Origin of the sequence: Sphingomonas sp. Leaf17, assembly GCF_001421505.1 — a bacterium.
GTDB lineage: Bacteria > Pseudomonadota > Alphaproteobacteria > Sphingomonadales > Sphingomonadaceae > Sphingomonas.
Genome location: NZ_LMKL01000005.1, coordinates 338,287 through 363,139 on the forward strand (window position 1 = coordinate 338,287; position 24,853 = coordinate 363,139).

A 24,853-nucleotide genomic window follows, 5' to 3' on the forward strand; every position below is an offset into this window, starting at 1 on the left:
GCATTTCGGCTGTATCAGGGCGATTATGTCACAATCGAACGAACCAGATTCCCCGCGCAGCGAAACCGCTCCCGAGGCCATGACCGACTCCCCCATCACGCCGAAGGCGGAAAAGGCGGATCCCAAGGCCGACCACCGCATCGCCAAGCTGCTCGCCCGCGCCGGCGTCGCCTCGCGCCGCGAGATCGAACGCATGATCGTCGAGGGGCGCGTCGCGCTGAACGGCACCGTGCTCGACACGCCGGCGACCATCCTGAAGTCGCTGGCCGGCGTCACGGTCGACGGCGAACCCGTGCAGGCCCCGGAGGCAGCCCGCCTGTTCCTGTATCACAAGCCCGCCGGCCTGCTGGTGACCGAGCGCGACCCCGCCGGCCGCCCGACGATCTACGACCATCTTGACCGCGACCTGCCCCGGCTGGTCCCCGTCGGCCGCCTCGATCTGTCGACGGAAGGGTTGTTGCTGATGACCACCGACGGCGGGCTGAAGCGTCAGCTGGAACTGCCCGCCACCGGCGTCGAGCGCGCCTATCGCGCGCGTGCCTACGGCGAGATCACCCAGGCCCAGCTTGAGGATCTGATGGAGGGTGTCGAGATCGAGGGCGTGCGCTATGGCCCGATCGACGCGAACATCGAACGTCGTACCGGCGCGAATGTCTGGATCGAACTGATCCTGACCGAGGGCAAGAACCGCGAAATCCGCCGCGTCCTCGAATATCTGGGGCTTCAGGTCTCGCGCCTGATCCGTACCCGCTACGGCCCGTTCCTGCTCGCCGACCTGCCACCCGGCACGATCGGCGAAGTGAAGCAGCACGACCTCGTCGCCTTCCGCAAGACGCTGGGCAGCGCGGCACAGAACGTCGTCCCCGGCGGTCAGGCGACCCAGGTCAAGGTGGCGAAAATCGAGCGAACCGGCACGCGCCCCGGTTACGAACCCGACGCGCCGCGCCGCGCCCGCCTGCAACCCGGCGGCACCCCGCCGCGCACCGACGGCTTCCGCCCGGCGACGATCGCAGCCGCCGCCGCCGCTCCCCGCCAGACGCCGTGGTCGTCGACCCAGCGCCCCCGCACCGACGATCGCCCGACCGCCGGCAAGGCCTTCGCCCCGCGCGGCCTCGCCCAGTCCGACCGGCATGAGCGCACCCCCCGCCCGGTCGCGGCCAAGCCGTTCGCCAAGCCGGCCCGCAGCCCCGCCGCGCGCGACGCCTCCAGCGACACCTACGCATTGCGCATCGCCAACCCGGTCGCGACCGCCGCCGACAATGCCCGGCCCAGCAAGCCCTATGCCCGCCGCGACGGCCAGACCGACGCCCCCCGCTCGGCGCGGGACGACCGCAGCGCCTCGCGCGCATCGCGTTTCGTCCGCGACATGGGCGAAGGCCGGATGACGCCCGATCCCGAGGGTCGCCGTGGCGGCCAGCGCGGTTTCGGCCGACGCGAGGGTCCGCCCGCTGGTGACACGCCCCGTTTCGGCCGCGACAACGGACCAAAGCCCTTCGCCCGCCGCGGCGAGGGCAATGCCGACGCCCCCCGGTTCGGCCGCGACGGCGGCACCGCCCGCCCGGCGTCCTCCGGCAAACCCTTCGGCCGCCGGACCGAGGCCCAAGGTGACGGTGCGCGCGACGCCCCGCGCTTCGGCCGTGACGACAGCCGCCCCCGCCGCGACGACAGCCGTCCGCAAACCGGGCGTCCGCCAACCGGGCGTCCGTTCGCGGGAGGACCGCCGCGCGGCGATCGCCCGAACGCCGACGCGCGCCCACCGCGCAGCGGTGGCGTCGACGCCCGCCCGCCGCGCGGCGGAAACGACGCCCGCCCACCGCGCAGCGGCGGCTTCGACAGTCGCCCCCCACGCGGCGGCGGAGCCAGCGGCGGCGGGTTCAACCCCAATGGCGGCGGTCGCCGTCCCACGCGAAAGGGCTGATCCATGCGAGTCATCGCCGGTCAGTGGCGCGGTCGCGCCATCGTCGCACCCAAGGGGGACGCCACCCGCCCCACCGCCGACCGCATGCGCGAGGCGCTGTTCTCGATGCTCGCCAGCCGCGTCGGCAGTTTCGAGGGGCTGGCCGTCGCCGACCTGTTCGCCGGTTCCGGTGCGCTGGGGATCGAGGCCCTGTCGCGCGGGGCCGCCTCCTGCCTGTTCGTCGAGCAGGACCGGGTCGCGGTCGACGCGCTGAAGGCCAATCTCGCCAAGCTGGAGGTCCGCGCGCCGGTGGCTGATGTCCGCGCGACCTCGGTCATGGCGCTTGGCCCGGCACCCGCCCCGCTCGACATCATCCTGATGGATCCGCCCTACGAAACCGGGGCTGGCATCGTCGCGCTGGACAAGCTCACCCGCCTCGGCTGGACCAGCCCGGCCACCTGGATCAGCCTGGAAACCGCCAAGGCGGAGGAGCCGACGCTGGCCGGCTTCACCGTCGACACGACGCGCGTCCACGGCAAGGCGCGGATCACGCTGCTGCGGCCCGAATAATCAAACGGCGCGGCGGCGCACCAGCATCAGTCCACCCAGGCTGAGCACCCCCGCCGCGCCCAGATACGCGCCGACCAGCGCCAGCCCGCCCCGCGTCGCCAGATCCTGCGCGATGATGGGTGCCAGCGCGCCGCCAAGAATGCCGCCCAGATTGAACGTCATCGACACGCCGGTATAGCGCACACCGGCCGGAAACAGGCTCGGCAGCCATCCGCCCAGCGGACCGTACGCGAACCCCATCACGAACAGCGCGAACGACAGCCACGCCCACACGACCCACAGCAACGGCGCACCCAGCATCGGCCCCATCAGCGCGCCCGCGACGATGCACCCGCCGAATCCGATCGCCAGCATGGCGGGCGCGCCGGTCCGGTCGGCCCACAGGCTCGACACGATGACCCCGGCGGCCAGGAACAAAATCGCGCCCAGCTCGACCCCCAGCATCGCCTCGCGCCCATGGCCCAGCACCGTCGTGCCGTATCCAAGCGCGAACGCGGTCGCGAGATAGAACAGCGCGAAACACGCGACCACGCCCAGCGTCCCGGCCAGCGTCGCGCGCAGGTGATGGCGCACCAGCGTCGCGATCGGCACCTTGGGCAACGCCTCCTCCTGCACGGCCGCGACGAAATCGGGCGTCTCGGTCAGCTTCAGCCGCACCCACAGGCCAAGCCCCACCAGCACCGTGCTCGCTAGGAACGGCAGCCGCCAGCCCCAGTCGCGGAACTGCGCATCGGTCAGCACCAGGCCCAGGATCAGGAAAAACCCGTTGGCGGCGATGAATCCGACCGGGGCACCCAGCGGCGGGAACATGCCATATGTGTTGCGCCGATGCGGCGGCGCGTTCTCGACCGCCAGCAACGCCGCCCCGCCCCATTCGCCGCCAAGCCCCAGCCCCTGCCCGAACCGCATGGTACACAGCAGCAGCGGTGCGACCCAGCCGACCTGCGCGTGCGTCGGCAGGAACGCGATCCCCACCGTCGATGCGCCCATCAGCAGCAGCGAGGCGACCAGCGTCGACTTGCGCCCCACCCGGTCGCCGAAATGCCCGAACACGATCGCGCCGACCGGCCGCGCGACGAAGGCAAGGCCGAAACTGGCATAGGACGCCAGCAACTGCGCCGCCGGCGACGAGGCGGGGAAAAACAGCGGCCCGAACACCAGCGCGGCGGCGGTCGCATAGATATAGAAATCATAGAATTCGACCGCCGTCCCGACGAGGCTGGCGGTCAGGATCCGGCGGGTGGAGGCGGGCGTGGTCATTGCCGGCTCTTCGGGCGAAGCGGCGATGGGGTCAACCGCGCGGACGCGGTCAGCAGAACCCCGATGCTGAAGCTATCCGTCTTTGCGAGCGCAGCGAAGCAATCCAGAGCCCCAGGCACGACGTCCTCGATTGTGTCACGCCACCCGCAAGGACGGGGGGCTCCATGCCACGATGCCAGCCGCTCAGAACTGCTTGCGCACCCCGATCCGCACCGACCGCCCCAGCGGGTCCAGATAGGCCGCCTGGAACCGGTTCGGCGTCGCGCCGTTGCGATCGCGGACGTTGATCCGGTCGTTCAGCACATTCTCGATCGTCAACTGCATCGACAGCCCCCACGCCCAGGGCCGGCTGACCATTCGCGCAATATCGAACGAGGCATAGGGCACCAGCCACACCCGGCCGGAAAAGCGCAGGTCCGATGTCGGGGAATCGCCACGGATCCGGGTCGGCCCCTGAATTCGCCCGTAGAGGCCGATATTGGCGGCACCGACCGAGCCGCGCAGGTCCACCTCACTCTCCCATCGCGCCCGTCCGCCGACACCGGTCAGCGTCGCGCCGTCGAGCAGGTCGAGCGCGGGCGATCCCGGGGCAAGGGTCAGCCGGTCGGCCAGCCGCACCGTCGTGACGACCGACGCATTGATCGACGGACGCGGCTTCGGCAATTTCGGCGGCGGCGCGGCCGGGTCCGTCGCGGCGGCCTCTGGGGGTGTTGGCGAAGGCGGTGGGGCGCGGCCGATCTGGGTGGACAGGTTGACCGTCATCCGCAGCTTGCGCTCACGTTCGCGGGCGATCGTCACCGGCCGCAGATCGACCGTCACCAGTTGCCCGGCATCGTCGCGCACGAAGGCCTGCGGAAAGGCCGACTGGAACGCGGCCGTGGCACTGCCCAGCGTGGACGTCTGGTTGTCGATCCGCGTGTCGATATAGTCGACGCCGAACCGCAATTCCCGGCCCTTGATCGGGCTTACCTACGCGCCAAGCTGCGTGATCCGTCGCCGCTCGGGCACCAGCGCAGGATTGCCCCCAAGCACCGCGGTCACCGGCACCGTGACGCCGGTCGTGAAGTCGAAGAACGGCGTGTTGGGCACGCTGACCAGCGGATCGGTCAGCAGCGCGATCGCAGGCGGGGTCCGGCCGTCGCTGGCCAGCGCGGTCAGTTGCACCGCGCGCACCGGTGCCCAGGTCAGCCCGTAGCTGGCGCTTGCCAGCCGGCCATAGGCCGATACGTCGGACAGGCCGACCGTCCCCGTCGCGCCCATCCGCCCCAGAAACCCCAATGCCCCCTGCCCCGGCGCGGTGATCGGCAGCGCGGCGTTGATGCTCCCCCCGCGTGTCGTGCGCCGCAGGTCGCGCGGTGCGACGCCGGTCCCGGATCCGCCCCCCGCATCACGGCTCGTGGACCGGGCATGGTCGAGCGCAACGGTCACCTGCACGTCGCCCGCCGGGACCGCGAACGCCGGGCCGGTCACGACCGCCTTGGTCACGACCGTATCCGTCACCGTCGCGGACCGGAACCGGTCGCGCACGTCGCCTGCCACCGGAACGGACGCCGCCTGTTCGGACAGGGCGGTATTGCGCACGCGATCATAGGCGCTGGTCACGCTCCACCCCCAGCGGCGGATGCCACCCTGCACGATCCCGCCGGCATGCAGCGTCATGTCGGTCGTCCGCTGGCGCAGCAGCGCATCGGGCCGATACTGGTACGTCCCGTCCGTCAGCGGAGCGAGGCCGTTGAACCCCCGGCTGCGCTGCGCCTCCATCGACAGGTTCAGCGATGCGTCGACCGCCTTGCCGATCGGCGACGCCACCGTCCCGTCGACGCGCACCCGGTCGCTGCGTTGCTGCAACGATCGGTACGGCGCGCTCGCCGCGCTGCCGGGGGCGTCGGGATCGGGGGTGATGTCACGCTCGCCCTGCACCACCGGGTTGAGCCGCAGGTGCGAAACGCTGATCGACACGCGGCGCGGCCCGTCGATCCGGGCGGCCGTCACCGCGCCAAAATGGGTTTCGCCGCCACCCTCGGTCGTGGTGCCGGGCAGAAGCTGGACCGTCGCACCGCGAAACTGCGTCTTGGTGATGAAGTTCAGCACCTTGACGGTCGGCGGATAGCCGAACCGCGCGGCCTCGGTTTCGGACAGAACCTCGGTCCGCTCCATCGCCTCGGGCGGCAGGCTGTACAGGTCGCCGAAGCCCGACATGCGCCGTCCGTTCAGCAGGATGACGGGATCGCCGCCACCCGCCGAGTCCGTCAGCGGCTTCAGCCGATCGAGCAGTTCCTTCAGGCTGGTCGCACCGACGGAACGAATCGCGGTTTCGTCCAGCACCGCGATCGGTGCGATATCGCCGATCGCGGATCCCGCCAAGCGTTGCCCGGTGACGACGATGTCGCCGGTGTCGGCGGCCGCTTCATCAGGTGCGGCCGGTGGCCGGTCCTGCGCCAACGTCGGGGCCGGGCCGATCAGGCCGCCGGCCAGCCAGACCAGTCGATAGCGTCTCGATCGACCGTCCCGCATCACGCCGCATCCCGTCTGATGGTGTCGGCGTGAAGGAAGCAGGCCAAGATGTTCGAAATACGGCGTTTTCGCGGTCTGCCCGCGACAGGCGAGGCTCAGACGCCCAGACCGCGCACCACCTGCAGCAACACCCAGTAAAGCCCGCCCGCCAGCAGCATCGCGACCGGCAGGGTCAGCACCCAGGCCAGCACCATGTTCAGCACCGTGCGCCGCTGCAATCCCGCGCCATTGGCGACGCTCGCGCCGGCGACACCGCTGGTCAGGATATGCGTCGTCGACACCGGCATTCCGAAGCGTTCCGCGAGCAGGATGGTGGAGGCGGCCATCAGCTCGGCCGACGCGCCCATGCCATAGGTCAAATGCGTCTTGCCGATCCGCTCGCCGACCGTCTTCACGATCCGCTTCCACCCGACCATCGTGCCAAGGCCGAGCGCCAGCGCAACCGAGATCTTGACCCACAGCGGAATGTAGCGTGTCCCCTGCTCCAGCTGCTTGGCATAGGCCTTGACCGACGCCTGTTCGGCCGCGGTCATGGCCCTGGCCGCGCCCTCGTCCTTGCCGACCAGCCGCGCGGTGTCGAGCACCAGATACATGTCGTTGCGCAGGTTCGGCGTCTGCGCGGCGGGCACGCGGCTCAGCGATCCGAACGCCGCGATCCGGGTCGACACATCGCGCGTCACCGCGCCCATTGCCGCATAGGTCGCCGGCTGTTCCACCCGGTGCGACCGCAGCGCATCGGCCAGCAGTCCACGCGCCTGCGCCACCGGGATCACGACCCCGTCCGACTGCCGCTCGAACGCCGCCGCCGCGCTGGCGGACGCCTGCACGAATGCCGGCGTCGCGCTTTCGGGCATCGTCCGGTTCAGCGCATAGGCGGTCGGCGCGCAGCCGATCAGGATCAGCATGATGAGACCCATGCCCTTCTGCCCGTCATTCCCGCCATGCGCGAAGCTGACCGCGGTGCAGGTGAAGATCAGCAGCGCGCGGATGCCCTTTGGCGGCGGCGCATTGCCCTCGGGCGCCGAGTACAGCTTCGGGTTCGGCAGCACCCGCTTCATGACGAGCAGCAGCAGGAACGCGCCGAGAAAGCCGATCGCCGGGCTGATGAGCAGCGACGTCAGCACCTTCTGCGCCTGTGCCCATTCGACGCCCGACGTGCCCCCGGGGCCGCCCGACAGCAGCTGGTTGGCAAACCCGACGCCCAGGATCGACCCGATCAGCGCATGGCTCGACGAATTGGGCAGGCCCACGAACCACGTCGCCAGGTTCCACAGCACAGCGGCCAGCAGCAATGCGAAGATCATCGCATAGCCCGCGCCCGACCCGACGTTCAGGATCAGGTCGACCGGCAACAGCGTGATGATCGTATAGGCGACCGCCCCGCTCGACATCAGCACGCCAAGAAAGTTGAAGAACCCCGACCACACCACCGCCAGCGGCGCAGGCATCGAATGGGTGTAGATGACGGTCGCGACCGCGTTGGCGGTATCGTGAAACCCGTTCACGAACTCGAACCCCAGCGCGATCAGCAGCGCAAGGCCCAGAAACGCGAACACGCCGATCGCCAGCGTCTCGCCGACCTGCGCAGTGTCATTGGCGATGCTGAACCCGGCATAGCCAAGCCCGCCCACCAGCAGGGCCAGGAAGATCCAGCGCCCCGACGGATGGATCGCGTGATCCAGATTCGGGCCGCCGAGTGTCGGGGCGCCGAAAACAGGGGCTGGGGCGGCGGGCGCGGAAGCGAGTGTTGCCATGATAGAGCTGCCTTCGCCCCGCTTGATGACGCTTTTATGACATACGCCGCACCAGCAATCCGGCCCGGAGGGGCGGGGATCGCCGGCATCGGCGTTTCGGGCGGCAAAGCACCGGCCATGCCATGCCGCGCCGCCGCCCGATCCGCCACCTGATCCGGTCAGCGGCGAGGTTCGATGCCGGCCAGCAAGGTCGGTGTGGCGCGTGCGGCGATCAGGGCGGCCTTGTTGCTGCCATCGGCCCGCATTTCCGCCTTGCAGCGCTCTGCATCCCTGCGCATCCGCCGGTCGCTGCCCTGCGCGACACAGGCTATATTGGCGGCACGGCGGACGCGTATGTCGAACATTGCTCGATCCGCAGCGCGGGTCAGGTTCAGATCGGCGTGTCGGACACGCACCGTTACGGCGTCGCGCATTTCGGCCTGCGCGGTGGACGACAGGCACGCAGCGGCGGTCACCGCCAGGACGGCGATACGGATGATGGACATGGGGATAGGACTCCTGCGATTGGGACGTGCCCGTCGCGCCGCCGTCCATCCTCCCGGCCAGCGGCCAAGATGCTGTCGGCCGTCACCGGCACCCCCACCGCCTAGCCCCGCTTCGTTACGCCTGCGCGACGATCCCGCGTCGATCTGGCGACGTGGCCGCCGGCATGTCCCCCGCGCTTGCCTGATCCGCCCCCGTTCCCTACCTGTTCGCCGATGACCGCATCGCCCGTGCCCCTGCCCGCTCCCTCCCCCAACGACCCGCCCTATCTGCGCGGGCTGAACGAACCGCAGCGCGCCGCCGTGCTCACCACCGAGGGGCCAGTGCTGATGCTGGCCGGGGCCGGCACCGGCAAGACCGCAGCACTCACCGCACGCCTCGCCCACCTGCTGTTCACGCGCAAGGCGTGGCCGAGCGAGATCCTGAGCGTCACCTTCACCAACAAGGCCGCGCGCGAGATGCGCGAGCGCGTCGCCCGGCTGGTCGGCGATTCGGTCGAGGGGATGCCGTGGCTCGGCACCTTCCACGCGATCGCCGCCAAGATGCTGCGGCGTCACGCCGAGCTGGTCGGGCTGCAATCCAATTTCAGCATCCTCGATACCGACGACCAGTTGCGCCTGCTGAAACAGCTGATCCTCGCCGCCGACATCGACGAGAAGCGGTTCCCCCCGCGCAGCCTCGCCGGGCTGATCGACGAGTGGAAGAACAAGGGGCTGGTCCCCGCCGACATCGGCGCGGGCGAGAGTGAACGCTATGCCAATGGTCGCGGCGGCGAGCTGTACGAACAATATCAGACCCGCTTGCAGGCGCTGAATGCCTGCGACTTCGGCGACCTGCTGCTCCACATGCTGACCATCCTGAAGCGGCACCGCGACGTGCTGGAACTGTACCAGACGCGCTTCAAATACATCATGGTCGACGAGTATCAGGACACCAACAGCGTCCAGTATCTCTGGCTCCGCCTGCTCGCGCAGGAACGCCGCAACATCGCCTGCGTCGGTGACGACGACCAGTCGATCTATTCATGGCGCGGCGCGCAGGTCGAAAATATCCTGAAGTTCGAAAAGGACTTTCCCGGCGCGGCGGTCATCCGCCTCGAACAGAATTACCGGTCGACCCCGCACATCCTGGCGGCGGCATCCGGCGTCATCGCCAACAATGGCGGCCGCCTCGGCAAGACGCTGTGGACCGACAAGGACGCGGGCGAGAAGGTCCGCGTCATCGGCGTCTGGGACGGCCCCGAGGAGGCGCGCCGCGTCGGCGAGGAGATCGAGGCCCGCGCCCGCGCCGGCACCAGCCTGGACGACATCGCCATCCTCGTCCGCGCGCAGCACCAGACCCGCGAGTTCGAGGACCGGTTCATCGCCACCGGCGTCAACTACCGCATCGTCGGCGGCGCGCGCTTCTATGAACGGATGGAGATCCGCGACGCGCTCGCGTACCTGCGCGTCGTCAACCAGCCCGCCGACGACCTCGCGTTCGAGCGCATCGTCAACGTCCCCAAGCGCGGCCTCGGCGACAAGGCCGTCGCCAAGGTCCATCAGTTGGCGCGTGGCGAGGGCGTGTCGCTGACCACCGCCGCCGCGCGCATCCTCGACACCGACGAACTGACGCCGCAGGCCCGGCGCGCGCTTGGCAACCTCGTCGGCGATATCCACCGCTGGCGCGGCCTCGCCAACGACCTGCCCCATGCCGAACTCGCCGGGCGTATCCTTGACGAAAGCGGCTACACCGCGATGTATCAGGCGGAAAAGTCGGTCGAGGCCGCCGGTCGCCTCGAAAACCTGTCCGAACTCGTCCGCGCGATGGAGGAATACGAGAGCCTCGGCGCGTTCCTCGAACATGTCAGTCTGGTCATGGACAATGAAAGCGGCCGTCAGGAGCCGCAGGTCACGATCATGACCATCCACGGCTCCAAGGGGCTGGAGTTCGACACCGTCTTCCTCGTGGGCTGGGAAGAAGGGCTGTTCCCCTCACAGCGCGCGATCGACGAGGGCGGGACCGCGTCACTGGAGGAGGAACGCCGCCTCGCCTATGTCGCGATCACCCGCGCGCGGTCGCGGGCAACGATCCTCCACGCCGCCAACCGCCGCATCTACGGCCAATGGACGTCAAGCATCCCCTCGCGCTTCGTCGCCGAACTGCCGCAAGCGCATATCGAGAGCGAGACGACCATGTCCGGCGGGGCGAGTCTGTGGCAGGCCAACTGGTCCGAACAGGCCGACCCCTTCGCCAACGTCGCACGCGGCACCGGCCGCGGCCCCGGCTGGCAACGCGCGGCGGGCAGCCCCTACACCACCACCCCGTCGCGCGTCGTCGAAAGCCGCGCCAGCGCCGTCAGCCTCGGCAACAAGGGCCGCGACGACCTGACCGTCGGCCAGCGCGTCTTCCACCAGAAATTCGGCTACGGCGCGATCGCCGAGATCGAGGGCAACAAGCTGGAGATCGAGTTTGAGACGGCGGGCCGGAAACGGGTGATGGATTCTTTCGTGACCGTATCAGACGCGTAACGAACCTGTTGCCGGCTTACGTCGTTGCGTCCAGAAGGTCGATCGCAATGCCACCTGTCCCATCGGAAGAAGCCTGAATGTCGTTTTCGTATGACTCTGCCGATAACAATGTTTCGGTCGGCAGCAACATAGAGCTTTCGGGATCCATCACCGGGTCCGGCAATGTCGTCAAAATTGGTGCAACCCGCAGACCACAACGCCTTTCCCTTTTTATCAATGGCAACGACAACTACGTCAACATAGGATCAGAGCCGGTATTTAACGCCTTGCGTATAGATATTGGCAACGAAAAATGGCGAAGTTCCGCAACGGGCCTGACGATCGGCGATAATTTTTCTATCGCCAGCAATTCCCGCTTCATTTTACCAAATTCTGCAAACATTGTAGAAATTGGCAATAACTGCATGTTTTCTAACAATATTATCATACGCGGCGGCGAATATCCGCATTTGATTTTCGATCTCACGACCAACGAATATTTGGATGTGTCCGACGGAATATTTATTGGTGATCGCGTTTGGGTTGGAGAAGGGGCCTATATCAATAAGGGGGTCAGCGTCGGCAACGATTGTATCGTCGGCGCTCGCAGCGTCGTGACTAAACGGTTTACCGTCAACAACGCGGTCATTGCAGGCAATCCGGCTCGCGTCGTTAAGGAAAATGTGCAGTGGGTCGCAAACGAACTACTCTTGAACGCGTACCCTGACCTGGCCGCATCTTTCGCTGATACCGCGTTGAACCGGATCAACAAAACCAATCGGTGATCGATCGTATTCACCGTATGGCAAATTCGCCATAATTGACTGGCTGCGTACGACCGCATTTCAATCGATACATACCTTTCGTCCGGACGATAGCTGTTTTTGCCCACTGTTCAGGGACCAGACCATTTCCTCCGCGTATAACGCGCCGGCCCGAGTCTCCGGGCACTCAAGGATGATATTCATGCCTCATCATCGTTCTTCAATCCTGTTGCTGACCGCCGCTGCGGCAGTCCTGACGCTCGCCACCACCGCGCCCGCCCGCGCGCAGAGCAGCGCCGACGACGCGCGGTTCCAGCAGGCGCAGGCGCGCTTCGACCGCGAATACCAGATCTTCCGCGACGAGGCGGCGCGCTATCAGGCTTCGCGTGGTCGGACCGGGGGCTATCAGGATCCGGACAGCCCATCGCAGGGCGGATACCGCCGCGCGCCCGATCCGCAGACCCGCTATCAGGACGAGCGGGACGAGGGCGATTATGACGCGGCCCAATATTACCGCCCCGCCGCGCAGGACCGCGTGCTGAACACCAACGAGCGCGTCTATGCCGGGCAGGACGGTCGCTATTATTGCAAGCGCAGCGACGGCACGACCGGTCTCATCATTGGCGCGGCGGGCGGTGGCATCCTCGGCAACGTCATCGACGGCGGGCGATCACGCACCGTCGGCACCCTGCTGGGCGCGGCGGTCGGCGGCCTCGCCGGTCGCTCGGTCGAGCAGGGCAACAGCCAGATCCGCTGCCGCTGATGCCCCGATGGCGGTCGGCGTGGCGGTCGGCGTGTCGCCTCAGCGCGGCAGGTCGACCGCCATCAGCGTCGTGCCCTCATATTTGAACTCGGATGGCAGGAACAACGCCGTGTTCGGCGTGAACCGGCGTGCGGTCAGGCGAAGTCCGGCCAACCCGGCCACCTTGAAGGCGCCCAGTTTCAGTTCCTTGGGCGGCTTGCCGTCGCGCTCGATCGTCACGCCGTCGACATACAGTTCGCCGTGGCGGGTGTAGATGATGTGCGGGGCGATCGTCGCCTCGACGCGGTTGTAGGTCGCAATGACGCACAGCCCCTTCACGATCGCCTCGAAGATGATCGGCGCGACGGCATTGGGATCGGAAATGGGGCGGGGCGTATCGGTGGTGGCGGTCATGCGGCTTTCATGCCGTTTTTGTTGCGGCGCAGCAAGAACCGAGACGCCCGCTGCAATCGTTTTTGCGGCACACCCTCGCATCCCCTGCCCGCCCGCCGCGTTATCGCTCTACAGTATCGGGATTTTCCATCATGCCGCGTGGTGACAAGACAGCCTATACCGACAAACAGAAGCGCAAGGCCGCGCATATCGCCGAATCCTACGAGGATCGCGGCCTGCCGCATGATGAGGCGGAGGCGCGCGCCTGGGCGACCGTCAATGCCGACTCCGGCGGCGGCAACAGGTCCGGCTCCGGTCGTGGTCACCCCGAAACCACCGCCGCCAGCCGCCACGCCGACCGCTCCGCCGCCGCGAAAAAGGGCTGGGCCCACGCGGCGGGCGAAGGCCGGCTAGTCCGCCACGACCCAGTCGATCGGTTTGAACGACCCGTTGTTGGATTGCAGCGCCGAACACGCGGTCAGGCCGATGACGAGGTCCATTTTAGCGACGAACGCAATCCGGTCCCCCGCCCTGCTCAAGGGCGCCTCGACCATGAATGCGCCCGTCGCGCCATCGACCGGCACGTTCATGAAACAGTTGAAGGCAACCGGAATATCATCCTCGACCACCCCATATGGCGCCAGCGCGGCGGCAAGGTTGCCGAAACAGCCGCGATGCGGATCGGTGTCGCCATAGATGATCCGAAACGTGTCCCGGGAACACGGCGTCAGCAGGAAGTCGTGCCGGCCGACATCGTCACGGACAATCTCCAGCATCGGCCGGCTACGGTTGGAATACAGCAGGTCGCCCGTCGTCAAGTAGATCCTGTTGGCATAATCCAGCGTCCGGCCCGACGACACAACCTCGCGGATGTCGGCCGCGTTGAATGCCAGCAGGTCGGCGACCTGCTCGCCCGTGGGGTCGATCACCGACAGCATCTGTCCGGCCTTCATCGTGAAGGCCGTGCCGGAGCGGGGCGGGATCCTGTTGGCGATGCTATGCGACATGACGGTGGCTCCGGCGACCGGCGAACGGGCATTGCCAGTCCGCCCCGACCATCCGCCCGCTATATTGCCGCGCCTCCGACACGGTGCCGTGCTGCGCCAGCATCGGGTTCATCGTGCCCGCCAGCGCCAGATCGCGGTCCAGGATCGACCCGCGCAGCTTGTCGTACCGCCCCTGCTCGCGCAACTGCTCGAACTGGTCGTGCAGGTTGAACACCATCGCCGGAACCGCGAACCGCCGTGCGGGCCGGCTGGCCGCCGGATGCAGCCCGACGACGAAGAACGCCTCGCCGCCAAAGCTCAGCGAGAAATGCGGATCCGCCGGGTCGCTGCTGACGCGGGCGTCGGTGGATTGCCCAAGCCATTCGTCCTTGTCGCTGAGCGACTGGACCCTGGCCCACATATGCCGTTCGTAGGCGGCCTCATCCAGCGTGGCCTCGGTCTCGAACAGGATCACCAGCGACTGGAACAGGGTCGGGCTGGCGGCATAGCTGCGCGCCAGATCCATCAGCATGGCGTGGATACGCAGGTCGTCCCAGCCCGACCGGATGTCACGCGCCACCGCGATCCGCAGCGTCCCCTTGCCCAATGCCGATTTGGCACCGACGCAAGGGAATGCGGGATCACGAACGAAGTGCCGAAACTGTTCGGCAAGGGGGTGTTCTTTCAATGCGGTCATGGATGTCATGCCGGGCCAACGGCGGGACGGGACATTTCGTTTCGTCCCCCACCCACGTTCTTGACAGGGATTAGGAAGAATCCGACGGAGAACCCGACGCGCAACCGGCGCAAATGTGCTTTTGGATGTGCCGATGAAACAACGGGAGATACCGGTGGCAACGACGACCGACTTTCTGCGATCGCGCCGCCGTGTCGAAATCCCCGCCGAACAGCTACAGGCGCTGGACGACGTGATGTCGGATCCGATCCGCATGTCCGCGCGCAAGGTGCTGTCGCGCCGGGGCGACCTGGTGAACAAGAGCACCTTGCTGGTCGAGGGCTATATGTGCCGATACATGGACGACCGGAACGGCCACCGCCAGCTGGTGGCGGTGCATGTCCCCGGCGATTTCGTCGACCTGCACGGCTATCCGTTGCAGCGACTGGACCATGACGTCGCGATGCTGACCGATTGCGTCGTCGCCCAGGTCGAGCACGACGTGCTGACGCCGCTGATCGAACGCTATCCGCTGCTTGGCCGGATGCTGTGGTTCAGCACCCTGCTGGACGCGGCGATGCACCGCGAATGGATCTTCCAGCTTGGCCGCCTCGATGCCGCCGGACGGATCGCGCACCTTCTGTGCGAAACGCATGCGCGGCTGGCGGCGGTCGGGCGCACCGATGGCGACAGCTTCGATTTTCCGCTGACCCAGCAGGATCTGGCCGAGGCCTGCGGCCTGACCAGCATCCATGTGAACCGCGTGCTCGCCCGGCTGCGCCGCGAGGGCAGGCTGGAGATCCGCGACCGGCGGGTCTACCTGCTCGACCGGCGCGCGCTGGTCGCGATGAGCGAGTTCGACCCGGAATATCTGTACATCGACGACGGTTTGCTGACGCCGTAATTCCCGCCCCCGGGATCCGGGACAAGGTGATTGCCGCCGCGATCGTTGGCGGTCACACTATCGCCTTAAGATTCGGGAGATTACCAGAATGCGCCTTTCCGCCCTGCTGTCGGCGACGATGCTTGCGACGACGCCGTTGCTCGCGCAAACCTCGCCGATGACCACCCCCGCCCCTACTGCCGCCCCTGCCGCCGCCCCGACCCCGGTTTCGACCGACATCGCCGATCCGTATATCTGGCTTGAGGACAAGGACGGTCCGAAGGCGCTGGCCTGGGTCGAGGCGGAGAATGCCAAAACTCTGCCCCGGCTTCAGAACGACCCGCGCTACGCGACGCTGTATGCCGAGGCGCTGGCGATCGGATCGGCCAAGGACCGGATCCCGATGCCCGACCAACGATATGGCCGCATCTATAATTTCTGGCGCGATGCCGATCATCCGCATGGCATCTGGCGCTGGACCAGCGAGGCCGACTACGCCTCGCCCGCGCCGAAATGGACGGTCGCGCTCGATCTGGACGCGCTCGGCACGGCCGAGGGCAAGCAATGGGTGTGGAAGGGCGCGACCTGCCTCCAGCCCGAGGATCGCCGCTGCCTCGTCGCGCTGTCGGAGGGTGGCGAGGACGCGATCACCTATCGCGAGTTCGATCTGGCAACCGGCGCATTCGTCCCCGGCGGGTTCGTGCTGCCGAAATCGAAACAGGGCGCGACCTGGATCGACGCCGACACGCTGTTCGTGTCGCGCGACTGGGGTGCGGGCACGATGACCACGTCGAGCTATCCGTTCGTGGTCAAGGCGGTGAAGCGCGGACAACCGCTGGATCAGGCCCGCGAGGTGTTTCGCGGCGAGGCGAGCGACCAGCTTGGCACCTATGCCAATGTCCTGACCGACGGATCGGGCAATCGCGCGGTTATGATCCAGCGCCGGCCGACCTTCTTCGGTGGCAAGACCTTCATCGAGGTCGATGGCGCGTTCAAGCCACTCGACCTGCCGGCCCGCGTGTTCCCGGCCGGCATGGTGGATGGCCAGATCGTCTTCTCGCTGTCGGAAAGCTGGGGCAAGGCCCCCGCCGGTGCCATCGCCTCAGCCCCGCTCAGCGCGGTCAGGACCGGCCGCTTCACACCGACGGTCGTCTTCGCGCCTAATGCCCGCCAGTCGGTCGACGGCACTGCCTTCACGAAGGGCACGATGATTGCGGCCATCTACGACAATGTCCGCGGCCGCGCGGTCGTCTTCACGCCCGGTGCCGGCGGCTGGACCAGCAAGGCCGTCGCGCTACCCGACAATGTGTCGATCGACGTTGCCAGTGCCTCCGACCGCAATGACCGGACCTACCTCAGCGTCACCGGCTTCCTCCAGCCGACGACGCTGTGGGCGTTCGATGCGAAGGCGGGCGCGCCGCGCGAGATCAAGGCGTTGCCGCCCAAGTTCGATGCATCCAACCATATGGTCGAACAGTTCGAGGCGACGTCGAGCGACGGCACGAAAATCCCGTATTTCGTCGTCCACCGCAAGGATATCGCGCTTGACGGCACCACCCCGACGATCATGACCGCCTATGGCGGGTTCGAGATTTCGATGACTCCGGCTTATTCGGGCGGCATGGGCAAGCTGTGGCTGGAACGTGGTGGCTCCTATGTCCTCGCCAACATTCGCGGCGGCGGCGAGTTCGGCCCCGCATGGCACGATGCCGGTCGCAAGACCAAGCGGCAGATCATCTATGACGACTTCGCCGCGGTCGGCCGCGATCTGATCGCGCGCAAGCTGACCAGCGCGGACAAGCTGGGCATCTATGGCGGGTCCAACGGCGGCCTGCTGATGGGGGTCGAGTTTACCCAGCATCCCGAATTGTGGAAGGCGGTGACCATCCAGGTGCCGCTGCTCGACATGCTGCGCTATCAGAAGATCGCCGCAGGTGAGTCCTGGGTCGACGAATATGGCAGCGTTGAAAACCCGGACGAGCGCGCCTTCCTCGCCAAGATCTCGCCCTATCACAACATCAGGAAGGGCGTGGCCTATCCCGAACCCTATATCTGGACCACGACCAAGGACGACCGCGTCGGCCCGCAGCACGCGCGCAAGTTCGCCGCACGGCTGAAGGAATACGGCCTGCCCTATTATTTCTACGAGGACACCGCCGGCGGCCATTCGGGCGACGCCGATATCGCGCAGGCCGCGCGGATGCAGGCGTTGCAGATGACGTACTTCATGCAGAAACTGGTCGGCCCGGCGAAGTAGAGCAGCAGGCGGAGTGACGCCCGCTACCTGTTCCCCCGCGCCGGCGGGGGAACAGGTAGGGTTCCCCTCAGAACACAGCCATTGGTGCAGGCTCCGCCATCATCGTCTGGCGAACCAGCGGGATCGGTGGGCCGCCGAAGCTGAGCAACTGGTCGTGGAACGCCTTCCACGCCTTGCGACCGCCGCGGGTCGCGGTCCAGTCGTCGCGCAGCTTGCGGATCATCAGCTTGCCCATCGTGTAGTTCAGATAGGCCGGGTCGTAGGTGCCACGCGCCGACTGCTGCCGCGCGTTGCCCTCATCCTGATAGCATTGCTCGACGAACATTGTCCGCGACTGTTCCTGCGTCATGCCGCGCGCATGCATGCCGATCGCCGAGAGATAGCGGCAGTCGCGCAGCAACGCGTTCGAGATCTGGCCGATATGCGTCTCCGGGCTGCCGTTATCGAGGCCCGCCTCCCACATCATTTCCTCGGCATAATGCGCCCAGCCTTCGGCAAAAGCATAGCCGACGAACATCTGTCCGAAGCGCGACGGCGACCGGTTGGCGTGGAGGAATTGCAGGAAATGTCCCGGCATGACTTCATGCACCGACGTGAACAGCAAGTCCTTCTCGCCCGGCACGAACGCATCCTGCACCGCCCTGGTCCAGCTCGGATCGGGCGGGGAGATGTAATAGACCGACGGCACGTTCTTCTCGAACGGCCCGGCGGGGTCGATATAGGCCGAGTTCTGGCGGTTATAGGGCGGGCTTTCCTCGACCAGCGCCTGTTCAGTGCCGGGGATCGTCACCAGATCCTTGGCGACCACGAACGCACGCAGTTCCGGGATCTGCCGACGTGCCGACGCCACGGGACCGCCGACCGGCTTGTTCGCGTTCATCTTCGCCATGCACTCCGGCACCGTCCTGCCCCTGGCGAACAGCGCGCAGGCCGCGACCAGCGCCTCCTGATTACGCTTCAGGTCGGCACGACCGGCCGCCTCCAGCGTGTCGAGCGAGGCATCCACCCCCTCGGTCGCCAGCACCATGCGCGCGAACCGGTCCGGGCCAAGCGCGAACCCTTGCGTCGCGGTCGCGCGCTGACCCGCCAGCCACTTGCCGAGGTCCTTCATCGCCGCCGCTGCCGCCGCTGCATGGGTCGCCAGTTGTTGCTGCATGGCCGGGTCGTCGACGCTCGCGAACGCCTTGCGCGCGTCGCCATTGTAGTAATCGGCATAGCCATCGAACGCGGCCACGCCGAAATTGACGAAGCTGAGCGGCATCGGCGTCTTCAGGTTCGCGCGAATATTCTGCGTCGCCGCCGGGATCTTCTGGAAAAACGCATCCAGCGCCTTCATCCGCGTCGCCGGATCGGCATAGGGCCGCGCGATGTAGACATTGGGGTCCAGCCCGGCATTCACATACCATTGCGGGTTGGTGTGCGGCTGGTCGGCATCCTCCAGCCAGAACAGTTTGCCTTCCGCGACACGGACCAGATAGTCGCGCTCGAACCGCGCCTCGGGCGTCATCGCGGCTGTATCGAACGCCTTGGCCTCCGCGATCGCGCGCCGCAGGAAGTCGCCCTGCCGCTTCAGGCCGGCCGCGCTCCAGTCGCCAAGACCGCCATCGAAGTCGTGCCGCCCCAGATAGACGGCGGTCGCCGGGTCGATCTTGAACCATGCCTCGACAAAGCCATCGCGGAACCGTGCCCAGTCCGGCGCGGCCCTGGCCGGTGCCCCCGCCGCGGCGGTCGCACCGTTCCGGGGTGCATCGGCCTTGCCGCACCCACCCAGCGCCAGCGCGATCATCGAAACCGCCGCCCACGTCTTCATATACGCCCTCTCCCTGATTCGCATCGTTCGGCCGATGCTGACAGCCCCAGCGCCGCCACGCCAGCAAAAGGGGAACAGGCACGGCGACGGCTCGTTCAGTCGGCAGTTCTTCACGGTTATGGAGCGACCTGATGCCCTATATAAAAACACGCGACGGCACAGAAATTTACGTCAAGGATTGGGGTCAGGGTCGCCCCGTCATTCTCACCCATGGCTGGCCGCTGTCGGCCGACAGCTGGGATCCGCAGGCGATGGCGCTGGCCGACGCCGGCTTTCGCGTGATCGCCTATGACCGTCGCGGTTTCGGCCGCTCGTCCCAGCCGTTTACCGGCTATGACTATGACACGCTGACCGACGATCTGGCCGATGTGATGCAGGAAACCCGCGTGACCGGTGATGCCGCGCTGTTCGGCTTCTCGATGGGCGGCGGCGAGGTCGCGCGCTACATGAGCCGCTATGACGGCAAGGGCGTGATCGCCGCCGGCCTCATCAGTTCGGTCGTGCCGTTCATGTTAAAAACCGAGGACAATCCCGACGGCGTGCCCGAAGACCAGCTCGCCAGCATCGGCGAGGGAATCAAGAAGGATCGCCCGGCCTTCATGCGGACATTCATGAAGCAGTTCTTCGGCGTCGGCATGATCTCAAGCCCGGTGTCGGACGAAATGGTTGACTGGGCATGGCGTCTGGCGATGCAGGCAGGCCTGAAGCCGACGCTGGCCTGCGCGGAAAGCTTCGGCCACACCGACTTCCGGCCCGATCTGCCAGCGTTCCGTGTGCCCACGCTGGTCGTCCATGGCACCGGCGACAAGACGGTGCCGATCGCCGCGACCGGTCACAAGGCGGCAGAGGGTATCGCCGGCGCACAGCTGGTCGAATATGACGGCGCACCGCACGGCCTTTTCGCGACCGAGGGCGACCGGTTGACCAACGACATGCTGACCTTCCTGGGTCGCTGAACGATAACGGGGCCTTGACGATCGCTCGCAAGGCCCCGTTTTTCTATTCCCCCGATCAGTCGAGCGGTACGATGATCTCGTCGGGGTGCGCGACGTTCAGTTCCTTGCGAACCAGCTCGTCGACCATATCCGGATTGGCATGGTGCGGATCGAGCAGCGCGACCCGGTTGCGCAGCATTTCGCGCTTGTGGTCCAGCACGGCATAATCCTGCTCCCGCTTCGCCAGTTGCCGCTTGTAGTCGCCATAGGCGAACATCCCGTTTTCGCCGAGCACCGCATAGGCCCCGAAGAATGCGATCACGGTAAGCCCCAGCGCCGGCAGGGCGGCGCGGCGCAGGGTACGGCGAAAGGCGGAGGTGGCTTTGGTCACCCCCGCACAATCGTCGGTAACAGGCTGGTAATCAAGCCTCAGACGCGCAGAATATCGCGTCCGGCATAGCGGCCGACATTGCCCAGTTCCTCCTCGATACGGATAAGCTGGTTGTACTTGGCAAGCCGGTCCGACCGCGCAAGGCTGCCGGTCTTGATCTGACCGCAATTGGTGGCAACCGCCAGATCGGCGATCGTCGAGTCCTCGGTTTCGCCCGAACGGTGCGACATGACGGCGGTGTAGCCCGCACGCTGCGCCATCGCGACCGCTTCCATCGTTTCGGTCAGCGTGCCGATCTGGTTGACCTTCACCAGCAGCGAATTGGCGAGGCCATCGGTGATGCCCTGCCGCAACCGCTTCGGATTGGTGACGAACAGGTCGTCGCCGACGATCTGGACCTTGTCGCCGATCAGGTCGGTCAGCGCCTTCCAGCCGGTGAAATCATCCTCGGCCATGCCGTCCTCGATCGAGAAGATCGGGTAGCGGCGCGTCAGGTCGGCCAGATATTCCGCCATTTCGTGGCTGTCGAGGATCTTGCCCTCGCCCGAAATGTCGTACTTGCCGTTCTTAAAGAACTCGGTCGCGGCGCAATCCAGCGCCAGCATCACGTCGTCGCCCGGCGTGTAGCCGGCCTGCTCGACCGACTTCATGATGAAGTCCAGCGCATCGGTGGTGCTGGCGAGGTTCGGTGCGAAACCGCCCTCATCGCCGACCGACGTCGCCAGCCCCTGCGCCGCCAGGTTCTTCTTCAGCGTATGGAAGATTTCCGATCCGCAGCGAACCGCCTCCAGGATCGACGATGCGCCGACCGGCACGATCATGAATTCCTGGAAATCGATCGGGTTGTCGGCATGCTCGCCGCCGTTGATGATGTTCATCATCGGCACCGGCAGGACATGGGCCGACACGCCGCCGACATAGCGATACAGCGGCAGGCCGCGCGCATCCGCCGCCGCCTTGGCCACCGCCAGGCTGACGCCCAGGATCGCGTTCGCGCCCAGCCGGCTCTTGTTCTCGGTTCCGTCCAGCTCGATCATCGCCATGTCGACATCGGCCTGATCCTCGGCGTCGATGCCCAGTACGGCGGCGGCGATCTCGCTGTTGACCATGTCGACCGCGGAATCAACACCCTTGCCGCCCCAACGGCTCTTGTCGCCGTCGCGCTTCTCCACGGCTTCGTGCGCGCCGGTTGAGGCGCCCGACGGCACCGCTGCGCGACCGAAGCTGCCGTCCTCCAGCATCACGTCAACTTCGACCGTGGGGTTGCCCCGGCTGTCAAGGATCTGGCGGCCGTGAATGTCGATGATTGCGGTCACGTAACGATGCTCCTAGATTGTCTGCGTCGGGGCGCGGGCCCGCCTCTATAGCGACCGGCGTCGAAGGGCAATTCCGCGTGGTCGATGGAACCGGCCCGACCGGCCGGGGTTGAAGGCGAAACAACGACATAAGGGATCGTCATGTCCGACATCGACACCACTGCATTCGACAGCACCGCCGCCGGTGCCGCCGACGCTACGCACGACAAGGCGACCAAGGCTGCGCAGGGTATCCGTACCGGCGCAGAAAAGATCGGGCAGCAGGCGACCGACAAGGTTCGCGCGTTTGCCGAAATGGGCAAGGACAAGGCGGGCGGCACGCTCGACCAGTTCGCACAGATGCTGACCGACGCCGCCGGCACGGTGGATGAGAAGATCGGCGCGCAATATGGGCAATATGCCCGCCAGGCCGCCGATACCGTGTCCGGGCTTGCCGACACTATCCGGGCGAAGGACGTCGACGCGCTGGTCGACGATGCGCGCGGTTACGTCCGCGCCAGCCCTGGCGTGGCGATCGGCGTGGCGGCTGCCCTTGGCTTCGTCGTCGCCCGGCTTGTCCAGTCCGGCCTCGACGAAAAGGCCTGACCGCGATGGCTTGGGGGAGCGTCACGGAACCGGTGGCCCAGCAGGTCGGCGTGGCCGATCTGGTCGGCCAGCTAACACAGGACGCGCGTGCCGTGCTGTCGGCGGAAATCGCCGTGCAGAAGGCGCGCGTGACCGGTCGGGTCACGATGTACAAGGCGGCGGCGATCAATCTCGCCATCGCCGGTGTGCTGGGACTGGCGACGCTCATCGCGTTGCTGTGCGGACTTATCATGACGTTGACGCCATTGGTCGGGCCGGGGTTTGCCACGCTGATTGTCGTGGGCGTCATGGCGTGCCTGATCGGCATCTTCGCGATGAAGGGGTTGGGCGCGTTGAAGGCCCCTTCCATGGGAGACCGGTCATGACCGATACGCCGCTCGCACTGGCCGAGGCCGAAGCCCTCGCCGCCCGCGCACGACTGGCCGCCACGCTTGAGACGCTGCAATCCAGGCTCGACCCCAAGGCGATGGCGAAAAAGGCCACGCAGGATGTGGTGGACGCCAGCGAAAAGGCCGCACGCGTCGGCGCGGAGGCTGTGAAGGACAATCCCGGAAAGGCGGCCGGTGTCGCCGCCGCCATCGGACTTTTCCTGGTACGCAAACCCCTGCTGTCGATGCTGCGCAGGCGTCGCGACCGTTAGATTTACCCGAGATACAGACCGGGGTTCGCCCCCGTGAAAAGGATACAGCCATGACGACGAACACGCCCAACACCGGCCTTCCCCACGACGATCACAGCCGCATCCGCGACGGCGTCGAAACCGTCAAGGAAACCGTTGCCCATTCTCTCGACAAGACCAAGGAAGTTACCGCCCACGCGCTTGATGTGTCGAAGGCCAAGGCATCCGAGGCCGCCCGTTCGACGTCGCAGGCCATTGACGCAAATCCGCTGACCATCCTTGTTGGCGGTCTTGCGCTTGGCGCCATCGTTGGTGCGCTGATCCCGCGCAGTGCGCGCGAAAAAACCCTGCTGAAGCCGCTGGGCGCTAAAATTGGTGCCGCCGCCGCGATGGCCGTTGCCGCCGCGCGCGAAGCCGGCTCGTCGGAACTGCATACCCTTGGCCTCGACCCCGCCTCGATGCGCGGACAGGCGAAAACGCTGTTCGAGGGGCTGGGCAAGGTCGCGTCGACTGCGGGTGCTGCGGCTGCAAAGAAGGCTACCGGTAAAACCGAGGGTTGAGGGTTCAAACCGGCCGCCGTTGACGCTAAGGCATCTGCGATAGTTTCGTTACCTGAATCGGATCTCGCGCATGAGCAAACTGCATCTCGTCTTCGGCGGCCGCGTCAGCGACCCGCGCACACTGGACTTCAGCGACCTGAACTCGATCGACTATGTCGGTGTGTTTCCCGATTACGCAAGCGCGGAAAAAGCATGGCGCGCCGCAGCACAGCGGACCGTCGACGACGCTGAAATGAAGTACGTCGTGGTGCATCTGCACCGGATGCTGGAGCCATCGCTCATCCCGTCGAAGTAGGACTGTCGAGCGGGGCCGGGCCAGCAGTCAGGCCCCGCGATATCGCCAGAGCAGCAGAGGTTTGGCGAGCGCAAGACCCACGATAAACCCGCCAATATGTGCTCCGATGGCGACAACGACACCGTCCCCGCCAGCCATACCGGCCAGACCGATCAAAGTCTGAATACCGATCCACCCGGCCGCCAGCCAGACGACATGCAGCATGTTCGCCGAAATCGGCCCGAATGATCGCGTACGGGCCTGTCCATATGAAATGGCATGGGCCGCAACGATCGCCGAAATCGCGCCGCTGGCTCCGATCATCGGAACGTCGGACAATGGCCCGATTGCCCATTGCACCAGCGCGGCGGCATAGGCCCCCGCGACATAGAGCAATACCATGCCACGCGCGCCGATCGCACGTTCGGTCAACACGCCACAAAATACCAGCATGACCATGTTGAGCGCGAGGTGCGCTGCGCCACCATGCAGGAGCGTGGCGGTCAACGGTGTCAGCCACGCCGGCATCAGCCAGGGCATCTCGCCAGCCATGACCGATGCGTCGAACCGCACCGGGATGAAACCGCCGGCAATGGCCGCGTAGGGTAACGACCCTGACAGGAACACGCCAACCGACGCCACGACCGTGATCGCCGCGATGACGATGGTCGCCGGGGCGTCGGCAAAACGCATCG

24 protein-coding genes and 2 pseudogenes are annotated in these 24,853 nt (G+C 66.6%); 14 read left to right on the forward strand and 12 right to left on the reverse strand.

Annotation, left to right across the window (positions count from 1 at the left end; genetic code table 11):
• Window positions 1-25: 25 nt before the first annotated feature.
• Both ASE75_RS15440 and rsmD read left to right on the forward strand, forming a co-directional pair.
• Window positions 26-841 (forward strand): annotated as a pseudogene (locus ASE75_RS15440) (pseudouridine synthase); the annotation flags it as partial.
• A 1,080-nt stretch (window positions 842-1,921) separates the two neighbouring features.
• Window positions 1,922-2,467: a 16S rRNA (guanine(966)-N(2))-methyltransferase RsmD gene (gene rsmD / locus ASE75_RS08565; protein WP_055931878.1), complete on the forward strand. Its 546-nt coding sequence runs from the start codon at window positions 1,922-1,924 to the stop codon at window positions 2,465-2,467.
• On the opposite strand, the gene ASE75_RS08570 is transcribed toward rsmD, so the two are convergent.
• From ASE75_RS08570 to ASE75_RS08590, 5 genes are all read right to left on the reverse strand, one after another.
• Window positions 2,468-3,727: an MFS transporter gene (locus tag ASE75_RS08570; protein WP_055931882.1), complete on the reverse strand. Its 1,260-nt coding sequence runs from the start codon at window positions 3,725-3,727 to the stop codon at window positions 2,468-2,470.
• Window positions 3,728-3,910: 183 nt separating this feature from the next.
• Window positions 3,911-4,672: a hypothetical protein gene (locus ASE75_RS08575; RefSeq protein WP_055931885.1), complete on the reverse strand. Its 762-nt coding sequence runs from the start codon at window positions 4,670-4,672 to the stop codon at window positions 3,911-3,913.
• Between the two features lie 24 nt (window positions 4,673-4,696).
• Entirely contained in the window at window positions 4,697-6,241 is a 1,545-nt protein-coding gene (locus tag ASE75_RS08580) for a TonB-dependent receptor plug domain-containing protein (RefSeq protein WP_055931889.1), read from the reverse strand.
• A gap of 95 nt (window positions 6,242-6,336) precedes the next feature.
• A complete protein-coding gene (locus tag ASE75_RS08585; RefSeq protein WP_082463869.1) occupies window positions 6,337-7,995 on the reverse strand; it encodes an inorganic phosphate transporter in 1,659 nt (552 codons plus the stop codon).
• A 158-nt stretch (window positions 7,996-8,153) separates the two neighbouring features.
• On the reverse strand, window positions 8,154-8,480 hold the full coding sequence (locus ASE75_RS08590) for a UrcA family protein (RefSeq protein WP_055931892.1): 327 nt from the start codon (window positions 8,478-8,480) through the stop codon (window positions 8,154-8,156).
• Window positions 8,481-8,693: 213 nt separating this feature from the next.
• Here ASE75_RS08590 and ASE75_RS08595 point away from each other — a divergent pair, with 213 nt between their 5' ends.
• The 3 genes from ASE75_RS08595 (at window position 8,694) to ASE75_RS08605 (ending at window position 12,494) form a co-directional block, all read left to right on the forward strand.
• Entirely contained in the window at window positions 8,694-10,988 is a 2,295-nt protein-coding gene (locus ASE75_RS08595) for an ATP-dependent helicase (RefSeq protein WP_055931895.1), read from the forward strand.
• A 77-nt stretch (window positions 10,989-11,065) separates the two neighbouring features.
• The gene (locus ASE75_RS15115) at window positions 11,066-11,752 is read left to right on the forward strand and encodes an acyltransferase (RefSeq protein WP_082463870.1); all 687 of its coding nucleotides are present in this window, start codon (window positions 11,066-11,068) and stop codon (window positions 11,750-11,752) included.
• Between the two features lie 181 nt (window positions 11,753-11,933).
• Window positions 11,934-12,494 carry a glycine zipper 2TM domain-containing protein gene (locus ASE75_RS08605; RefSeq protein ID WP_055931901.1) on the forward strand — a complete coding sequence of 187 codons (561 nt, stop codon included), beginning with the start codon at window positions 11,934-11,936 and terminating at the stop codon, window positions 12,492-12,494.
• A gap of 39 nt (window positions 12,495-12,533) precedes the next feature.
• Here the strand turns inward: ASE75_RS08605 and ASE75_RS08610 are convergent, their stop codons facing one another.
• Window positions 12,534-12,887, reverse strand: coding sequence for a hypothetical protein (locus tag ASE75_RS08610; protein ID WP_055931904.1), 354 nt, complete (start codon window positions 12,885-12,887; stop codon window positions 12,534-12,536).
• A gap of 131 nt (window positions 12,888-13,018) precedes the next feature.
• Between ASE75_RS08610 and ASE75_RS15880 the strand changes: the two are divergent.
• Window positions 13,019-13,252 (forward strand): annotated as a pseudogene (locus tag ASE75_RS15880) (plasmid stabilization protein); the annotation flags it as partial.
• A gap of 24 nt (window positions 13,253-13,276) precedes the next feature.
• Here ASE75_RS15880 and ASE75_RS08615 read toward each other — a convergent pair.
• Together ASE75_RS08615 and gntA are read right to left on the reverse strand one after the other, a co-directional pair.
• Window positions 13,277-13,873, reverse strand: coding sequence for a DUF1989 domain-containing protein (locus ASE75_RS08615; protein ID WP_055931907.1), 597 nt, complete (start codon window positions 13,871-13,873; stop codon window positions 13,277-13,279).
• Window positions 13,863-14,549 (reverse strand): guanitoxin biosynthesis heme-dependent pre-guanitoxin N-hydroxylase GntA, encoded by a 687-nt coding sequence (gene gntA / locus ASE75_RS08620; protein WP_235512565.1) that lies wholly within the window; start codon window positions 14,547-14,549, stop codon window positions 13,863-13,865. Before gntA ends, ASE75_RS08615 begins: the two co-directional genes overlap by 11 nt.
• Before the next feature lie 133 nt (window positions 14,550-14,682).
• On the opposite strand from gntA, the gene ASE75_RS08625 reads away from it, so the two are divergent.
• Window positions 14,683-15,432 carry a Crp/Fnr family transcriptional regulator gene (locus tag ASE75_RS08625; RefSeq protein WP_055931913.1) on the forward strand — a complete coding sequence of 250 codons (750 nt, stop codon included), beginning with the start codon at window positions 14,683-14,685 and terminating at the stop codon, window positions 15,430-15,432.
• 118 nt (window positions 15,433-15,550) lie between these two features.
• The gene (locus ASE75_RS08630; protein ID WP_443025312.1) at window positions 15,551-17,668 is read left to right on the forward strand and encodes a prolyl oligopeptidase family serine peptidase; all 2,118 of its coding nucleotides are present in this window, start codon (window positions 15,551-15,553) and stop codon (window positions 17,666-17,668) included.
• A gap of 67 nt (window positions 17,669-17,735) precedes the next feature.
• Here the strand turns inward: ASE75_RS08630 and ASE75_RS08635 are convergent, their stop codons facing one another.
• A complete protein-coding gene (locus ASE75_RS08635) occupies window positions 17,736-19,478 on the reverse strand; it encodes a DUF885 domain-containing protein (RefSeq protein WP_235512567.1) in 1,743 nt (580 codons plus the stop codon).
• 131 nt (window positions 19,479-19,609) lie between these two features.
• Here ASE75_RS08635 and ASE75_RS08640 point away from each other — a divergent pair, with 131 nt between their 5' ends.
• Entirely contained in the window at window positions 19,610-20,434 is an 825-nt protein-coding gene (locus ASE75_RS08640; RefSeq protein WP_055931919.1) for an alpha/beta fold hydrolase, read from the forward strand.
• A 55-nt stretch (window positions 20,435-20,489) separates the two neighbouring features.
• Here the strand turns inward: ASE75_RS08640 and ASE75_RS08645 are convergent, their stop codons facing one another.
• Complete coding sequence (locus ASE75_RS08645) at window positions 20,490-20,804, reverse strand: FtsB family cell division protein (RefSeq protein WP_055931922.1); 315 nt, start codon at window positions 20,802-20,804, stop codon at window positions 20,490-20,492.
• 38 nt (window positions 20,805-20,842) lie between these two features.
• A complete protein-coding gene (eno, locus tag ASE75_RS08650) occupies window positions 20,843-22,120 on the reverse strand; it encodes a phosphopyruvate hydratase (protein ID WP_055931925.1) in 1,278 nt (425 codons plus the stop codon).
• A 141-nt stretch (window positions 22,121-22,261) separates the two neighbouring features.
• Between eno and ASE75_RS08655 the strand changes: the two genes are divergently transcribed.
• The 5 genes from ASE75_RS08655 (at window position 22,262) to ASE75_RS08675 (ending at window position 24,179) form a co-directional block, all read left to right on the forward strand.
• Window positions 22,262-22,705: a hypothetical protein gene (locus tag ASE75_RS08655; RefSeq protein WP_055931929.1), complete on the forward strand. Its 444-nt coding sequence runs from the start codon at window positions 22,262-22,264 to the stop codon at window positions 22,703-22,705.
• A 5-nt stretch (window positions 22,706-22,710) separates the two neighbouring features.
• Window positions 22,711-23,070, forward strand: a complete 360-nt coding sequence (locus ASE75_RS08660) for a phage holin family protein (RefSeq protein WP_055931933.1) — start codon at window positions 22,711-22,713, stop codon at window positions 23,068-23,070.
• The gene (locus ASE75_RS08665) at window positions 23,067-23,345 is read left to right on the forward strand and encodes a DUF3618 domain-containing protein (RefSeq protein WP_055931935.1); all 279 of its coding nucleotides are present in this window, start codon (window positions 23,067-23,069) and stop codon (window positions 23,343-23,345) included. The genes ASE75_RS08660 and ASE75_RS08665 overlap by 4 nt, the downstream gene beginning before the upstream one ends.
• A gap of 50 nt (window positions 23,346-23,395) precedes the next feature.
• Window positions 23,396-23,884, forward strand: a complete 489-nt coding sequence (locus tag ASE75_RS08670) for a hypothetical protein (RefSeq protein WP_055931938.1) — start codon at window positions 23,396-23,398, stop codon at window positions 23,882-23,884.
• 70 nt (window positions 23,885-23,954) lie between these two features.
• Complete coding sequence (locus ASE75_RS08675) at window positions 23,955-24,179, forward strand: DUF4170 domain-containing protein (protein WP_055931941.1); 225 nt, start codon at window positions 23,955-23,957, stop codon at window positions 24,177-24,179.
• Window positions 24,180-24,206: 27 nt separating this feature from the next.
• On the opposite strand, the gene ASE75_RS08680 is transcribed toward ASE75_RS08675, so the two are convergent.
• Window positions 24,207-24,851 (reverse strand): rhomboid family intramembrane serine protease, encoded by a 645-nt coding sequence (locus ASE75_RS08680; protein WP_055931944.1) that lies wholly within the window; start codon window positions 24,849-24,851, stop codon window positions 24,207-24,209.
• Window positions 24,852-24,853 lie beyond the last annotated feature (2 nt).

Bases quoted from the DNA above. Each gene is read 5' to 3' on its own strand.
- rsmD (WP_055931878.1), top strand. From the start codon at position 1,922: ATGCGAGTCATCGCCGGTCAGTGGCGCGGTCGCGCCATCGTCGCACCC.
- ASE75_RS08570 (WP_055931882.1), bottom strand. From the start codon at position 3,727: ATGACCACGCCCGCCTCCACCCGCCGGATCCTGACCGCCAGCCTCGTC.
- ASE75_RS08580 (WP_055931889.1), bottom strand. From the start codon at position 6,241: ATGCGGGACGGTCGATCGAGACGCTATCGACTGGTCTGGCTGGCCGGC.
- ASE75_RS08585 (WP_082463869.1), bottom strand. From the start codon at position 7,995: ATGGCAACACTCGCTTCCGCGCCCGCCGCCCCAGCCCCTGTTTTCGGC.
- ASE75_RS08590 (WP_055931892.1), bottom strand. From the start codon at position 8,480: ATGTCCATCATCCGTATCGCCGTCCTGGCGGTGACCGCCGCTGCGTGC.
- ASE75_RS08595 (WP_055931895.1), top strand. From the start codon at position 8,694: ATGACCGCATCGCCCGTGCCCCTGCCCGCTCCCTCCCCCAACGACCCG.
- ASE75_RS15115 (WP_082463870.1), top strand. From the start codon at position 11,066: ATGTCGTTTTCGTATGACTCTGCCGATAACAATGTTTCGGTCGGCAGC.
- ASE75_RS08605 (WP_055931901.1), top strand. From the start codon at position 11,934: ATGCCTCATCATCGTTCTTCAATCCTGTTGCTGACCGCCGCTGCGGCA.
- ASE75_RS08610 (WP_055931904.1), bottom strand. From the start codon at position 12,887: ATGACCGCCACCACCGATACGCCCCGCCCCATTTCCGATCCCAATGCC.
- ASE75_RS08615 (WP_055931907.1), bottom strand. From the start codon at position 13,873: ATGTCGCATAGCATCGCCAACAGGATCCCGCCCCGCTCCGGCACGGCC.
- gntA (WP_235512565.1), bottom strand. From the start codon at position 14,549: ATGACCGCATTGAAAGAACACCCCCTTGCCGAACAGTTTCGGCACTTC.
- ASE75_RS08625 (WP_055931913.1), top strand. From the start codon at position 14,683: ATGAAACAACGGGAGATACCGGTGGCAACGACGACCGACTTTCTGCGA.
- ASE75_RS08630 (WP_443025312.1), top strand. From the start codon at position 15,551: ATGCTTGCGACGACGCCGTTGCTCGCGCAAACCTCGCCGATGACCACC.
- ASE75_RS08635 (WP_235512567.1), bottom strand. From the start codon at position 19,478: ATGAAGACGTGGGCGGCGGTTTCGATGATCGCGCTGGCGCTGGGTGGG.
- ASE75_RS08640 (WP_055931919.1), top strand. From the start codon at position 19,610: ATGCCCTATATAAAAACACGCGACGGCACAGAAATTTACGTCAAGGAT.
- ASE75_RS08655 (WP_055931929.1), top strand. From the start codon at position 22,262: ATGTCCGACATCGACACCACTGCATTCGACAGCACCGCCGCCGGTGCC.
- ASE75_RS08660 (WP_055931933.1), top strand. From the start codon at position 22,711: ATGGCTTGGGGGAGCGTCACGGAACCGGTGGCCCAGCAGGTCGGCGTG.
- ASE75_RS08665 (WP_055931935.1), top strand. From the start codon at position 23,067: ATGACCGATACGCCGCTCGCACTGGCCGAGGCCGAAGCCCTCGCCGCC.
- ASE75_RS08670 (WP_055931938.1), top strand. From the start codon at position 23,396: ATGACGACGAACACGCCCAACACCGGCCTTCCCCACGACGATCACAGC.
- ASE75_RS08675 (WP_055931941.1), top strand. From the start codon at position 23,955: ATGAGCAAACTGCATCTCGTCTTCGGCGGCCGCGTCAGCGACCCGCGC.
- ASE75_RS08680 (WP_055931944.1), bottom strand. From the start codon at position 24,851: ATGCGTTTTGCCGACGCCCCGGCGACCATCGTCATCGCGGCGATCACG.